The following is a 14,633-nucleotide window of genomic DNA, read 5'->3' on the forward strand; positions in this document are numbered from 1 at the left end:
CAGTCACCGCAAGGAGGGCTCATGTCCGTTCGCACCTTCCACCGGGGCCGACTCCTGCTCGCCCTGACCACCGCCCTGACCGGAGTCGTCGTGGTCGCGTCACCGGCTGTCGCCGACCCCGGTGGAACGTCAGCGCCGGCCGCCCCGCTCGCCGTCGCGTTCGACACCGCCGCCGCGCGGTACGACGTGCCACGCGACCTGCTGGTGGCACTGGGGTACGCCGAGTCGCGGCTCGACATGCACGCCCGCACACCAAGCGCGGCGGGCGGTCACGGGCTGATGCACCTGGCGAGCGCCCCCGGCGTGCGCACCCTGGACGAGGCTGCCGCGCTCACCCGGCTCAGTCCGGCCGCGCTGCGGACCGAACCCGCGGCGAACGTGCTCGGGGCGGCAGCCGTGCTGCGCTCGTACGCCGATCAGGCCGGCCTCACCGCCGCGACGCGCGACGACGTGAACGGTTGGTACGGAGCGGTAGCCCGGTACGGCGGCGCCAGCGAGGCGTCGGTCGCGCGGCTCTACGCCGACACCGTCTACGACCTGCTGCGGACCGGGTTCACCGAGCGCGGTGAGGCGGTGGCTGGGCGACCGGTCGCGCCCCGGCGGGGTGGCCTGGAGCGGGCCGCCGTGCTCGGCGGGATCGGCACCTTGAGCACCGACTACGGGCCGGCCGCGTGGGCGCCGGCCAGCACGAGCAACTACACGGTGGCCAGTCGACCGGGCAGTCACCCGGTCACCCGCATCGTGATCCACCTGACGCAGGGCTCGTACGCCGGCGCCGTCAGCTGGTTCCAGAACCCGGCCGCCCAGGCCAGCGCGCACTACACCTTCCGCTCCTCCGACGGGGCCGTCACCCAGTCGGTGCGGGAGAAGGACATCGCCTGGCATGCCGGCAACTGGACCTACAACACCGGGTCGATCGGCATCGAGCACGAGGGGTTCATCGACAACCCCGCCTGGTTCACCGACGCGATGTACCGCGCCTCGGCCGCGCTCACCCGCAGCCTCGCCGCGAAGTACGGCATTCCCCGGGACAGGGCGCACATCATCGCCCACAGTGAGGTGCCCGGTGCCACCCACACCGACCCGGGCCCGAACTGGAACTGGAACTACTACATGCAGCTGGTGAATGGAATCACCGGCATCGGCTCCGGCACGGTGACCACCGAGGCGTCCAGCCTCAACGTGCGCTCCGGCCCCGGCGCCAGCTATCCGGTCGTCGGCTCGGTCGCCGACGGCGCCACCGTCGCCGTCTACTGCCAGGCCGTCGGCAGCACGGTCACCGGCCCGTACGGCACGACTGCCGTCTGGAACCGGATCGGCACCAACCGCTACGTCTCCGACGCCTTCGTGCTGACCGGCTACGACGGGTACATCCCGAACGTGCCGCGCTGCTGAGGGCGCGGTACGACCACGAACGCTCAGGCGGCCGCCGACGAGCCGAAGAGCAGGTCCAGCTGGGCGTCCAGCGCGCCCAGCGCCTGTTCGGCGGTGTACTGCCCGCCCAGCAGGTAGACACCGAGCCCCTCCATCAGCGCCAGCAGGCCGGCCGCGGCGGCGACGCCGTGCCGGTCGGGCAGGACGCTGGCGATGAACCCGGTGAACTGCGCGGTGTCCTCGTGCAGGCTGGGCGCGGCCGACGGTCGCACCGCCGTGTAGGCGAGGAACGCGAGCGCCACCCGCCCGTTGTCGCGGGTGCCTTCGTCGAGCGGCAGCAGCGCGGCGAGCATCGTACGCAGCAGCAGTCGAGGTGACGGGGTCTCGCCCAGCTGTGCCACGGCCTCGGTGACCCGGCTCTGGCTGCGCTCCCGCACCACACTCAACGCGAAGGCCATCATCTCGTCCTTGGTCCGGAAGTAGTGCTGGACCATCCCCGCCGAGACCCCGGCCTCGGCGGCCACGTGTCGAAGGCTGACGGCCTCCAGGCCCTGATCCGCGGCGACCCGCATCAGCGCGTCCGCGATGAGGGTGCGTCGCTCCTGGTGATCGACCTTCTTGGGCATGGCCTCGATCGTTTCACAGTGGGTGGCCCGGAGACTCCGCCAGCGCGGTGGTCACCGGCTGACGGTCTGGCTCACCGGAGTGCCCCGCGCGCTGCGCAGCAGGCCGTCCGGGTCGTCGGCGTACAGTCGCAGCTCGTTCACCGGCGTGGACCCGGCCCTCGGCAGGTCGAAGGTCAGCGGCCGGCGCAGCAGGACGTCGATGCTGGTCTGGCTGCCGACCGAGATGGACACCACCCGCCGGTCGCCCTCCTGCTCGACCTGCACGGATCTGCTCGACGGCAGCGAACGGTAGCGCTTGCGCAGCGCCTCGACGTCCGTCCACGGGACCCAGATGTCGATGCCCGAGCTGAGCCGCACCCGCAGGCCCCGGTCGCCCACGACGTGGGGGTGGATCGTCATGCTGGCGAACAGGCCGATCATCCAGAGCAGACCCCAGATGCCGAGGCCCAGAACGATCCAGCGGGCGGGCCGCCACGGCACCACGTGGGTGACCACCACGTCGAAGATCGGGATCTCCACGACCGACAGGCCGATGAAGATGCCCAGGATCGGCTTGACCACGCCGAGGTAGCCGAACGGCTCGTCGCCGGGCCCCAGCGGCAGTGGACGACGCCGCGCCCACACGTACAGGCTGCGCCACGTCGCGGCCTCGGCCTCGGCCGCCCGACGCAGCAGCGGGCCCACCCGCGCCCTGGTCGGTGTCCTCGTGTCGGTCATGGTCGTCCTACTCGCTCGGGGGTCGACGGTCCGTGCGGCGTGACGGTTCCGGCACCGCCGTCCACCGTGACGAGCTGCCCGGTGGTGATGGTCCGGGTGGCGTCCGGCACGCAGATGACGGCGGGAATGCCGTACTCACGGGCCACTGTCGGGCCGTGCGCCATGATCGCGCCGGTTTCGGTGACCAGCGCCGCCGCGGTGAGGAACAGCGGGGTCCAGCCGGGGTCCGTGGTCGCGGCCACCAGGACCTCGCCGGGCTCGACGTGGGCGGTGCCCGGGTCGTGCACGACCCGGGCGGGGCCGGTCACCCGGCCCGCCGACGCGCCCACTCCGGCGAGCGTCCCGTCGCCGGTCGATGCCGCCGGCAGGACGGTCTCGACATCCGTACCGTCGGAGAGCAGTGCCACCGGCACGGTCCGACGCCGCAGCTCCCGGCGGTGCACCGCCCGCCGGGCGGTGACGGTGCCGCGCAGATCAACACCCTGGTGTACGGCGGTGTGCACCTCGTCGAGGGTCAGGAACATGATGTCGTCGGGCTGCTCCAGCAACCCGTGGGTGTGCAGGTCGGCGCCGATGAGCAGCAGTTGGCGACGGGTCTCGCGCAGCGGGTACAGCCCGGCGAACTTGCCGGCCTCGCGCAGGCCGGCCAACGATCGCGCGCGGCGCAACAGGAAACCGGCGAGCCGGCCCCGCACCGGCCGCCGTCGGCGAGCTCGGGTGCCCAACTCCTCCAGCGCTGTCTCCGCCGCTGAGGCGGCCCGTTGGAAGCGCTGGTCGGGACCCTGTTGCGGATCGGTCACCCGCAGGTAGTTGGCGACCGCGGCGAAGACCGGCGTGGGGTCCTCCGCCCAACGCGGCACCCCGAGGTCGACCTCGGCGACGCCCCGGTGACCGTAGACGTCCAGGAAGGCCGCCATGCCGATGTCGGGCAGCGTCCCGTGCAGGTGGCGTGCGGCCAACTCGACCGGCGGGGTGTCGAGGAGAAGCCGGCGGTGGTCGCCCACGCCCTGGGCGAGCCGCCACAGGGCCAGGTCCATCTCGATGGTGACGTTGTGCGGCATGCCGCCCAGCACGGTGTGGATCTCGTCCGGGCCGGCGACGCCCTTGAGCAGCGCGGTCGGCAGGGCGGCGGCGAGCATCCCGGCGACGATCGGCCACATGATCGCGTCGGCGGTGTCGTCGGCGTCGGCGTCCTGCTCCTGCACGAAGCGCAGCCGGTCACCGGTGGTACGCAGGTCGGCGGGGGCGGCTGAGCTCACCCTCAGCTGCTCGATCGCCTCGAACATCCGGGTCCGCGCGGCCTCGGGACGGGCCAGCGCCCGCAGGATCCCCGCCACCGCGCGACGGGCCGTCCGCAGCGACGCGGCTCCCGATGCCCCACCGCGCCGGTCGCCGCCGCTGGTCGGGGCGAACCGGGGATCCGCCAGCACGTGCTGCATCACCGCCTGGGCGCGCGGCCCGAAGTCGACAGCCAGGAGCTTCACCAGCCGCTTGCGGGACGACCGGTCGCGGGCGAGGTCGGTCAGGTCGCCGTAGAGGCGACCCCCGATGTCGACGATCTCGACACGTACCCCGAGCGCGGCGAGCATCGCGGCGATCTGCCTGCGCAGGGTCGACATGCCCATCGGGGTGACCGGTTGCAGCATGCCCTGGACGTGTCCGAACTCCAGGTAGACGCGGGGGAGGGGCTTCTCGCTGGACGGTGGGGCGGGGAACAGGCTGGTGATCGGCCGGGACTGGAGGAGCCACAGCACGTCCTCCGCGTCGATCGCCCACTCGACATCCTGTGGGCAGCCGAAGTGGGCCTGCAACCGCTCGCCCGTGGCGCGGAGGCGGGCCAGTTGCGGGGACGTCAGGCATCCGGCCTCGGCGCGCGTGACGTCGTCGAGAATGTAGTGGTCGACGGCGGCTGCGCCGTCCACCACTGTGGTGCCGAGGCCGGCGGCGGCGTCGACGGCCATCTCGTCGCGGCGCCCGGTCAGCGGGTTCGCGGTGAACAGCACTCCCGCAACAGTGGGTCTGACCATGCGCTGCACGACGACGCCCATCCGCACTGTCTGGGAATCGATGCCGCGGGCGTCGCGGTAGGCGGTCGCCCGGTCGCTGTGCAGCGAAGCCCAGCATTTCTCGATGGCGGCGATCAGCTCGTCGGTGCCGGTGACGTCGAGGACGGTGTCCTGCTGCCCGGCGAAGCTCGCGTCCGGGAGGTCCTCGGCGGTCGCGCTGGAGCGCACCGCCACCGGGCCCGCGCCGAGCCGCTGGTACGCGGCGACGACCTCGGCGGTGGGGACGACGCCGAGTCGGTGTGCCTCGGTGGTGACGCAGAAGCCGTCGGGGACCTGTTCGCCGTGCCGGATCAGCTCGCCCAGCCCGGCCGCCTTGCCCCCGACCAGGGCGGTCATGGCGGCGGTCACCTCGGACAATGCGATCACGTGCATGGGAGCCCACTCTCGTTGCAATACAACTGCATTGCATCTGACGGTATCTCGTTTGCGATTCGAGTGCAATGTCACGGCTGTGGGGGTGCCACCTCGGAGCCGCGAGGTTGCCCGGATCTGCCATGCTCGGCCCGGTGACGACCGGTCGCCCCACCAGATCCCGCTCCCACCGCCGCCCTCGAAGCCGTGCCATCCGCATCCTGCTCGCGTTCGTCGCGGTGGCGGCCCTCGTGGGTGTCGCGGTGGTCGCGGTGCCGATGCTGCGACCGGCCGGTCCGCGCCCGCTCTTCCAGATGCCGGTGACCTGCGGCGAGACGTGGCAGCTCAGCACCTACCCCGGTCACGACGACTACGACGTCGACTTCTTCCCGGTCGAGGGCGAGACGTGGGGGCGGCCGGTGCTCGCGTCGTACGCCGGCACTGTCACAGTGGCGGGCATCAACGGCTCGCTGGGCGGCCGCAACCCGGAGAACCCGGAAGGCCCGCGGGGGCGTGGCGGCGGCTACTGGGTGAAGATCGACCACGGCGGCAAGTGGGAGACGCAGTACCTGCACATGCTCGAACCACCACTGGTCACCGTCGGCCAGAAGGTGGCCCAGGGTGACCAGATCGGACGGCTCGGCAGCACCGGCAACTCCGGCGCGCCGCACCTGCACTACGAGCAGCGCCGCGGATGGGAGAAGGTCGAGACCCACTTCGACGGCGCGCCGTCGGGCATCACCACCGACGAACGCGAACAGATCCTCCGGCGGGTGAGCAACAACTGCCCGGCCGTCTCCTGAGGAATCCGGTTTGCTCCGCACGGCTGGGGGCACTGATTCGGGAGACAGTTCCGACGCAGGGAGGAGCCGGCCATGGCCAAGGGTGACGTCGACACGTACCACGAGGACGGGCAGTGGAAGAACAAGCCGGAGGGCCACGAGCGGGCCACCAGCACGCATGACGTGAAGGCCGATGCGCAGGCTCAGGGCCGCGAGATGGCGGCCGACCGCGGTGTCGAACACGTGATCAAGAAGCAGGACGGCACGATCGGGGAGAAGAACACCTACCCCCGCAGCCGTGACCCCCGCGACATCGAGGGCTGACAGCTCCCAGCCCCGGCGCACCGACCTCCTCGGCCATGCCGAGGAGGTCGGTGCGTTTCTGGGCGCCGAGCCCCAGGTCAGCTTTATCCCCGTACGAGGAATATGGGTGTTTTTGGGGGATATAGTCCAGCTCGGGGCTGGAGTGAAAGCTGGGAGTGGACATGTCGTTTCGGGGCCGGCGTCGTCCGAGCAGCATCGCAACACTGGCGGTAGCCGTGACCGTGGGAGTTCTCGCGGTCGCGCCCCTCCCGGCGTTGGCGGCCGGTTCCGTCCTGTTCGACCAACCCTTCCACAACAACACACCGAACGGCATCGGCGCTGTGGCGGTACCCGCGGTGCCCGGCCTCCTCGCCACGAACGCCGCCTGCCTGAGCGCGGCCGGCAACTCCACCATCGGCCCGCTGCTCAGTTGCACCACCTCCACCGACCCGCAGGGCGCCGGCAAACTGCGCCTCACCCCCGCCACCATCAACCGGCAGGGCGGAGTGTTCGGCGCGGTGAGCGTGCCCACCTCGCAGGGCCTGCACCTCACCTTCAACACCTACCAGTACGGCGGCACGAGCCCGGGCGCCGACGGCCTGGCCTTCGCGCTGGCCGCGGTGGACCCCGCCAACCCTAGGTCCCCGTCGACCCTCGGCCCGTCGGGCGGCTCGCTGGGCTACTCGGCGGCGTTCAACGGCGTGTCCGCGGGACTCTCCAACGGCTACATGGGCGTCGGTTTCGACGTCTTCGGCAACTTCAGCAACAGCACCTACCAGGGCACCGGCTGCACCAACCCGCCGTACATCTCGACCACCGGCGGTCGGGTCCCCGGCCAGGTCGTGATCCGCGGGCCGGGCCGCAACGGCGTCGGCTACTGCGCCATCGACAGCACCGCAGTCAGCACCTCGGCACCCGCCCTGCCGCTGCGGGCCAGCACCCGGGCCGCGTCCGTGGTGCCGGTCGAGGTCGTCATCAACACCACCTCGTCGCCGTTCACCACCGACTCCGGTATCACCACTCCGGCCGGTCAGTACCGGGTCAGGTTCACCCCGGTCGGCGGGGCCGCCCGGACCCTGTCAGGCGCGCTTCCGGTCGTGTCGCCCAGCCTGTACCCGTCACCGACCTGGCTGAACGCCAGCGGCTACCCACGGCAACTCGCCTTCGGCTGGGTGGGCTCGACCGGCTCGGTCACCGACTTCCACGAGGTCGACAACGCTCAAGCGGTCAGCTTCAACCCGGTGCCCGACCTGAACGTGTCACAGACCAGCTCCGTCGGCGCCTCCCCGCAACCCGGTGACCCGGTCACCTACTCGATCACCGCCGGGGTCGACGCCGGCGCCACCGAGACCTCGCCCATCTCGGTCACCCAGACCGTCCCCGCCGGTGTCGTCCCCCGCGCCGCGTACGGCTCCGGCTGGGTCTGCGCCGCACCGTCCGGACAGACCGTCACCTGCACCAACAGCAACGGCCCGTTCGCCGGCGGCACCTCCCTGCCGCCCATCACCGTCGTCGCGACAGTCACCGGCACCGGTGTCACACCGACGCAGATCCAGACCACGACAGTCGCGACCTCGTCGTCGATCGACGCCAACCCCGGCATCGCCACCGGCACCACACCTGTCGCGCCGGCCACCGCGCCGAGCGGCATCACCGTCACCCCGGCCCAGAGCTCCGTCTCCGGAGGTGTTCCGGTCACCGTGGGCGGCAGCAACCTCGCCGGCGCCACCGCGATCACCATCGGTACGGCCGCCGAACAGCAGGCCGGCACGTCGGTGCTGCTGCTGCCGTGCACCTCCGGCCCGGCCGCCGGCTGTTTCACAGTGAATCCCAACGGCACCCTCGCCATCTCCTCCATGCCCGCCCGGTCCGGCCCGGCGACGGTCACGGTCAGCGTCATCACCCGAGGCTCGGCCGGGTCGGCGAACTTCGTCTACGCCTCCACACCGGGCACGCCCACCACCCCCACAGCGGTCGCGGGCGTCACCAGCGCCACAGTGAGCTGGACCGCGCCGGACAACAACGGCAGCCCGATCACCAGCTACCTGATCACCCCGATCCGGGACGGCGTCACCCAACCGACCCTGACCTTCGACGCCTCCACCACCAGCCGCACCCTGACCGGGCTCACCGCAGGCTCGTCGTACGCCTTCCGCGTGGCGGCGGTGAACGCGTTCGGCACCGGCGCGGCCAGCCCACCCTCGGCGGCGGTGGTGCCGTACACAGTGCCGGGAGCACCGACGAACACCTCGGCCACCGCCGGCACCAACGCCGCCAGGGTGAGCTGGACCGCCCCGGCCAACGGGGGGTCGCCGATCACCGGTTACACGGTGACGCCATACCTCAACGGGGTGGCGCAGACACCCCGGGTCTTCAGCGGAACCGCCACGACCCAGGTCGTCACGGGGCTGACCGCCGGTGCCACGTACACCTTCCGGGTGGCCGCGACGAACGCCGGCGGGACCGGCCCGCAGTCGGCCCCCTCCGGGCCGGTGACGGTCAACGCGCCACCGACGCTGACCTTCCCACCGCCCCCACCCGGCAAGGCGTACGAGCCGTACCAGTATCAGCTCACGGTGACCGGCGGCACCGGCCCGTTCACCTGGTCGGTCAGCGCCGGGAGCCTGCCCGCCGGGCTGACCCTCGACCCGGTCACGGGCCTGCTCTCCGGCACGCCCACAGTGTCCGGGACGTTCCCGTTCACCGTCCGGGTGACCGACTCGTTCGACCAGTCCGCGACCCGACCGGTCGACCTGGTCATCACCCCGCTCGGTGGACTCTCCATCAGCGTCCCGGCGATCTCGGCGCTTGGCACCGTCACCTCGGGCACCACCGGCGTCTCGGGCCACCTCGGCCCGGTGACCGTCACCGACGACCGTGGCCCCTTCTCCGGCAACTGGGTCAGCGTCGTCTCCAGCACGAGCTTCACCACCGGCTCCGGCTCGGGGGGCGAGACCATCCCCAACAGCAACATCACGTACGCCTCGGGCCCCGCCCTCGCCAGCACCGGGGTCGGATCGTTCGTCCCGCAGCCCGGGGCGGTGCTGAACACCCCGCGGGTGGCCGCGGGATGGTCCGGCCAGGCGGGAGGCCCGAACTCCGCCACCTGGAACCCCACGCTGTTCGTGAACCTCCCGTCCGGGGTGGTGGTCGGCAACTACGTGTCGGTCGTGACGCACTCCGTCATCTAGCTACCCCCCCGGCCCCCGGCCCCCGCCCCCGCTCCCGCCCCAGCTCCGTCGATCATGGAGTTGTGGTGGGTGGCGAATCGGTCTTGTCGCCCTCAAGTCGGGCACCACAGGTGCATGATCGACTCGCGAAACGATGCTGCCCGGCCGTTCCGGGGAACGGCCGGGCAGATGGAATGGGGCGGTGTGGGTGGGTGGTCAGGCCCACTGGGCCTGGCGTCGGCGGACGAGGTACCAGCCACCAAGGGTGACCAGCACCAGCAGGGCGATGCCGCCGACCGTGTAGACCAGCCAACTCGGCCCGCTGGACGTCGCGACAGTCATCGGCGCCGCGACGGGTAGGACGATCTTCCCGGTCGCGGTGCGTTCCACGGTGCCGCTGGCGAGCTTCGCGTGCACGTCCCAGGTTCCGGCGGGCAGGGCCTGGTTGACCTCGATCCGGACCTGACCGCTCTGGCCGGGCAGGATCGTCACGCCGTTGGTCACCTTGAACGGACCGGCCTCGACCGCCGCCTTGGTCAGCGACAGGGTGCCTGTCATGTCCAGCGCACGTTCGCCGGTATTGGTGACCTTCGCGGTGACCACGGGGAATTCACCGGCGCCCGGCTCGGCGGCCAACCCTTCGATCCGGAAGTCCGTTGGCGGCTCACCACCGGGACCGATGTCGAGGTAGACCCGGATGCCCACCCGGTGGATCTGGGTGACGTTGCCGGTGCGCTCCTTCGTGCTGGTGACCTGCGCCCAGATCGCGGCGTACCGCTCGCCCTTCGACGCCTTCTTCGGCACGGCGACCTCGACCTCGACCGGTCGGCGCTCGCCCGGGTCCAGCCGCATCGTGGCGGTCTTCAGCCGGATCCACCCGCTCAGTTCGTTACCCGTACGCCCCTCGGGCACGGTGAAGGCGTTGTTCTCGACCGAAGCGGCTCCGGAATAGAAATCGATCTTCTGCACCTCGGCGGAGGTGTTCTGCACCTCGACCCGGCGGTTGATCGTCGTGCCGGGTTTCAGGTGATCCACGATGTAGACCTGGGCCCTCGGGTCCTGTACCCGACTGGCCGGGATGTCCAGCATCCGGATGCTGATCGCGGCTTCCTCGGCCGGGTCCTGTCGCTGCTCCCGCACGGCAACGGCTGGTGCCGCCGAAACCCCGAGCGCCACGAGGGCGACCGAGGCCAGCAGCACCAGCCGGCCGAGCGGCTCAGAACACCGAATGTGTCACCGTCCCGGTGTAGACACCCTGGACGGTGCCGACGGGGATGTTCACCACCAGGGTGGGGTTCCAGGTGGCGAAGTTGTTGCCGGTGCCGCCGGTGTGGGTCATCGCCGTCCGAGGGACATTGATGATCACCTGCTGGGCCGCCGTGGGTTGGCCCGGCGTGAAGGTGCCAGTGCCGGCGGTCGCCGTGGCGGGGCCGGACCAGTACAGAACGTTGATGTTCGGGATCGTCTCTCCGGAGGAGCCGCCACCGGTGGTGAAGTCGGTGGAGATGACGCTGGCGGTCCAGTTGGGGGTGAGCGAACCTCGCTGGTCCAGCACGGTGACCGGGCCGAGCAGACCGGTGACGGTCGAGCCCTCAATGCCGTGACCGATGTTGGCCGTCGCCGGCACGGTGATCGACAGGCCGCCGGCGGCGTCGACGGTGAGGGTCACGATCGTGTCGCCCGTGGTGTCCGCGGCGGCCGGTCCGGCGAGCGCGACGACGGCGGCGACGCCGGCCAAGCCCGCGAGAATCTTTCTACGCATCGAGTCTCCTTTGTCCTAAAGAGCGCTGGGAAGCACTTAAGAGACTATCTACGCAAAACGCCCATACGGGCTGGAATAGCTCGAGCGTCACCCGGTGGGCCTTCGGTGATCGTGCTCGACCCTGGGTGTGGTGGCGTGGTGTGTGCGTCGAGCACAAGCGTTGATGGCCCCTGCGCGTGCTGGGCCCTCACGGCGGGCGCGCACGGCAAGGGCTCGGCGCCGTACCGGCCGCCGAGCCCTACGAGCGGATTCAGGCCGCGACCACGTACGGGAACGTGGCGGAACGCGCGGCCTTGGTGACCTCCGAGGTGAGGCCGGCAGTGGTGCCGGTGTTGAGGACCAGGGAGAACATCACCTCGGGCGCGTTGTCGGCAAGGGTTCGTCCGTTGCGGACCGCGAAGCCGAAGTTCGCTGCCGTGCCGACCTTGTACGACAGCAGGTCGGGGTAGAGCTGCCGGGCGACGCTCCAGCCGTACGCCTGCGGATCCGGTGCGGTGCCGTTCGCCTTGACCACCCCGGCGACCGCGTTCGCGATCTCCTCCCCGCCCTCGGCGAGGTCGTTGCCGGGGTGCCGGAAGTTGGCGGGGTCGGAGAAGTCGGTGTCGTGGGGCCAGAAGATCGGCCACATCATGGGGTGGCCGGCGCGGTTGATCTGGCGCCACCCGCCCGCGTCGGTGGCCAGCATGGTGCGGCACCACACGCCGATCTCGGTGCCGTCGCGCAGCAGCGGCTCGTCGTGGGAGACCTCGAGGACGATCGACTCGACGGTGGTGCCGGCGAAGCTGTTCTTGGCCTGGTCTACCCGCCACGCCGAGCGGTCCACCCGCGAACCGTTCTTGACCGCGCCGTTGATGGTGGCGAGTTCGTCGAGGTCGACGAAGAAGGGGTCGGCGATCCGCCCGGCCCAGATCCGGACGTTGCCGCCGGTCGTCACCTCGCCGGTTCGCCCCTCGGCGATGGGGGTGCCCATCGCGGCGTCGTCGCGGGCGTCCGCGCCGGTGAGCTCGTACAGCTGGAGGGTCTGCCGGGCGTCGCCGTCCGGCTCGCCGAAGGCGAACCGGTACGTCAGGTCCTCCGCCTCGGTGCCGTTGATGTGAATCTTGATCTCGTAACGCGCCTCGGCGTGGAAGCCGCGCTTGATGTCGGCCTTTGTCACCGAGCTGTTGACGTCCATGACGAACACGGTGGCGCGGTCACCGTTGAAGACGTACAGGTCGTCGATGTACAACTGGCCGCCCTGAGCGGCCAGGGGTGTATCGAGGTGGTGCGACATGAGCTCACTCCCGGGACTGCCGGATTCAGGACTAATACGAACATAGTGGTCATGAGCCTGGCCTCCCCGCCCATCGAGTCAATCCGGTTCGACGAGGTGGGCGAAGGTCGCTACGGCGATGGGCCGCCCGAGTGACTCCTCGGACGGCCCACGCCTTGGTGCTCGGGTGATCAGATGCGGGACCACTTCTGGTTGGCGGCGCCGAGGCAGTCCCACAGGTGCAGCTTGCCACCGTTGTTGGGGTTGGCCTCCCGTACGTCGACGCACTTGTTGGCGTTGAGGTTGACCAGGTCGCCGGCGCCGTTGAGGGTGAAGCGTTGCGCGGTGTTGCCGTTGCAGCTGACCAGGTTGACCTCGGTGCCGTTGGCGGTGCCGGCCCAGGCCGGGTCCATGCACTTGCCCATCGCCCGGACGGTCCCGTCGGACGCGAAGGTCCAGCTCTGGGCCGCCGTGGTGTTGCAGTCCCAGATCTGGAGCTTTGCGCCCTCGACCGGGTCGGCGCCGGGGATGTCGATGCAGCGACCGCTCTGCGCGCCCCTGATCCGGTTGGTGCCCGGAGTGGGGTCGCCCCCGCCACCCGAGGTGTAGCTGGACACCCGGACGTAGTCGACGAGCATCTGCTGCGGGAACTGGGTCGAGCCGTCGGGGTAGCCGGGCCAGTTACCGCCGACCGCGACGTTGAGGATCATGAAGAAGGGGTGGTCGAACACCCAGCGGTTGCCACCGAGCCGAGCGGGATCGACCCGGTGGTACTGCACCCCGTCGACGTACCAGGTGATGACGTTCGGCTCCCAGTCCACCCGGTAGGTGTGGAAGGTGTCGGCGAGCGGTGAGCCGATGGTGCGGCTGCCAGTGATGCCACCGGCTCCGGAGTAGCCGGGCCCGTGCACGGTGCCGTAGACGGTGTTGGGCTCCCGGCCGATGTTCTCCATGACGTCGATCTCGCCGGCGTCGGGCCACCCGCCGCCGGTGCCGAGCATCCAGAAGGCCGGCCAGATGCCCTGACCACGCGGGATCTTGATCCGGGCCTCGAACCGCCCGTACGTCTGGGTGAAGGTGGCCGCCGTCAGCAACCGCGCCGACGTGTACTCGCAGCGCCCGTAGTGGCACTGGTAGTTGGCGGGATTGTCCCGGCGGGCGGTGATGACCAGGTTGCCCTGGCCGTCATGGACCGCGTTGCTGGTGCTGTTCGTGTAGTACTGCCGCTCGTTGTTGCCCCAGCCGCCACCGCCGGTGTCGAACCGCCACTTGTTCTGGTCGACGGGCGTGCCGGCGGGGGAGTTGAACTCGTCCTGCCAGCTGATGGGACCGATGGCGGCCTCGGCCCGGTCGGGGTGCGCCGGGACGACGAGCGCCGTCGCGGTCGCGACGAGGGTGGCCGCCAGGAGTACGAGCGGGCGGAAGCGGAGGCTGGGCCGGGCTGTGAACACGGGAGGCTCCTCAGCTTGGGGGTGATGGAGGCGGTTTACCAGGATAGAGAGCGCTCTCTAAGCGAAGCATGTCGATATCATGTCCTTCTGTCAAGAGTGTTTCCAATATAACGACCGTCCGTTACCGCCCGATGCTGACGAGTGAGCGGTGCAGTGCCGACGTCGCTCGTCGCAGTGGCATCGCTCGATGGCTCCGAGATGGACGACGTCGACCCATCGAAGGAGCTCGGCGCGGCCGAGGGTTACTCGATAGCGGTCGAATCGACCCTTCCTATTGCCGTGGGGCGTCCACGCGGGACAGGATGACGAGGCGTGCCGGAAACTTTCCCGTAACCTGCGCGCTGCTGGTCTCTGTCACAAGGAAGTGGGAGTCAGTCATGAGCGAGGCGTCGACGGCGCTGGGTGTGCGCCTCTACCCGGATCTGGTCGAGCGGGGTGGCCTGGCCCCCGCGCTGATCGAAACTGCTGCCCGCCACGGGCTCGACGTCGGCCGGGTGACCGCGCCGGAGCAGGGGCGGGCCCGGTTCACCTGCGCCGAGCTGCACTCCGACGAGGGCGTGGTCTGCGTGGGGCTGGGATCGCAGGCCCGGTACTTCATGATTGACCTGCGCGTCTCGGGAGAGGTTCTCGCCCGCGGCGACGTCATGGACCTGGTGCAGGTCGCCCAGGTGGCCGCTGCCTGGCGGGCCGGCCTGACGTTCGCCGAGCTGACCGCCCGGTTCCCGTTCATGGAGGAGATCAAGCACCGCCCCGCGCCGGTGGCCCAGGTCAGCTAGTCG

General features: G+C 70.6%; 12 protein-coding genes. 5 read left to right on the forward strand and 7 right to left on the reverse strand.

Translation table 11 applies throughout. The features are described 5' to 3' along the window. Positions 1-21: 21 nt before the first annotated feature. Positions 22-1,395: an N-acetylmuramoyl-L-alanine amidase gene (locus ACGF3C_RS11810; RefSeq protein ID WP_393221219.1), complete on the forward strand. Its 1,374-nt coding sequence runs from the start codon at positions 22-24 to the stop codon at positions 1,393-1,395. Positions 1,396-1,418: 23 nt separating this feature from the next. Here the strand turns inward: ACGF3C_RS11810 and ACGF3C_RS11815 are convergent, their stop codons facing one another. Genes ACGF3C_RS11815 through ACGF3C_RS11825 form a run of 3 tightly spaced genes read right to left on the reverse strand, consistent with a single transcriptional unit; the run spans position 1,419 to position 5,155 of the window. Then, positions 1,419-2,000 (reverse strand): TetR family transcriptional regulator, encoded by a 582-nt coding sequence (locus ACGF3C_RS11815; RefSeq protein WP_357230091.1) that lies wholly within the window; start codon positions 1,998-2,000, stop codon positions 1,419-1,421. 51 nt (positions 2,001-2,051) lie between these two features. Then, the gene (locus ACGF3C_RS11820) at positions 2,052-2,717 is read right to left on the reverse strand and encodes a hypothetical protein (protein ID WP_393221223.1); all 666 of its coding nucleotides are present in this window, start codon (positions 2,715-2,717) and stop codon (positions 2,052-2,054) included. Further along, complete coding sequence (locus ACGF3C_RS11825; RefSeq protein WP_393221226.1) at positions 2,714-5,155, reverse strand: PEP/pyruvate-binding domain-containing protein; 2,442 nt, start codon at positions 5,153-5,155, stop codon at positions 2,714-2,716. Before ACGF3C_RS11825 ends, ACGF3C_RS11820 begins: the two co-directional genes overlap by 4 nt. A gap of 122 nt (positions 5,156-5,277) precedes the next feature. Here ACGF3C_RS11825 and ACGF3C_RS11830 point away from each other — a divergent pair, with 122 nt between their 5' ends. The 3 genes from ACGF3C_RS11830 to ACGF3C_RS11840 all read left to right on the forward strand — a co-directional run bounded on the left by ACGF3C_RS11830 (position 5,278) and on the right by ACGF3C_RS11840 (position 9,410). Next, a complete protein-coding gene (locus ACGF3C_RS11830) occupies positions 5,278-5,937 on the forward strand; it encodes a M23 family metallopeptidase (protein WP_393221228.1) in 660 nt (219 codons plus the stop codon). Between the two features lie 72 nt (positions 5,938-6,009). Next, positions 6,010-6,240, forward strand: coding sequence for a DUF2188 domain-containing protein (locus ACGF3C_RS11835; protein ID WP_354942245.1), 231 nt, complete (start codon positions 6,010-6,012; stop codon positions 6,238-6,240). 161 nt (positions 6,241-6,401) lie between these two features. After that, complete coding sequence (locus tag ACGF3C_RS11840; RefSeq protein ID WP_393221231.1) at positions 6,402-9,410, forward strand: fibronectin type III domain-containing protein; 3,009 nt, start codon at positions 6,402-6,404, stop codon at positions 9,408-9,410. 195 nt (positions 9,411-9,605) lie between these two features. On the opposite strand, the gene ACGF3C_RS11845 is transcribed toward ACGF3C_RS11840, so the two are convergent. The 4 genes from ACGF3C_RS11845 to ACGF3C_RS11860 form a co-directional block, all read right to left on the reverse strand. Beyond that, the gene (locus ACGF3C_RS11845) at positions 9,606-10,529 is read right to left on the reverse strand and encodes a hypothetical protein (RefSeq protein ID WP_393221234.1); all 924 of its coding nucleotides are present in this window, start codon (positions 10,527-10,529) and stop codon (positions 9,606-9,608) included. Between the two features lie 76 nt (positions 10,530-10,605). After that, a complete protein-coding gene (locus ACGF3C_RS11850) occupies positions 10,606-11,151 on the reverse strand; it encodes a hypothetical protein (RefSeq protein ID WP_357205098.1) in 546 nt (181 codons plus the stop codon). 250 nt (positions 11,152-11,401) lie between these two features. Next, positions 11,402-12,424 carry a DUF4331 family protein gene (locus ACGF3C_RS11855; RefSeq protein ID WP_357228918.1) on the reverse strand — a complete coding sequence of 341 codons (1,023 nt, stop codon included), beginning with the start codon at positions 12,422-12,424 and terminating at the stop codon, positions 11,402-11,404. A 170-nt stretch (positions 12,425-12,594) separates the two neighbouring features. Beyond that, entirely contained in the window at positions 12,595-13,854 is a 1,260-nt protein-coding gene (locus ACGF3C_RS11860; protein WP_393221237.1) for a family 16 glycosylhydrolase, read from the reverse strand. Positions 13,855-14,231: 377 nt separating this feature from the next. Between ACGF3C_RS11860 and ACGF3C_RS11865 the strand changes: the two genes are divergently transcribed. Continuing rightward, a complete protein-coding gene (locus tag ACGF3C_RS11865; RefSeq protein ID WP_112585399.1) occupies positions 14,232-14,630 on the forward strand; it encodes a hypothetical protein in 399 nt (132 codons plus the stop codon). Positions 14,631-14,633 lie beyond the last annotated feature (3 nt).

The sequence above is a fragment of the Micromonospora sp. NPDC047762 genome (genome assembly GCF_043204655.1).
Lineage (GTDB): Bacteria > Actinomycetota > Actinomycetes > Mycobacteriales > Micromonosporaceae > Micromonospora.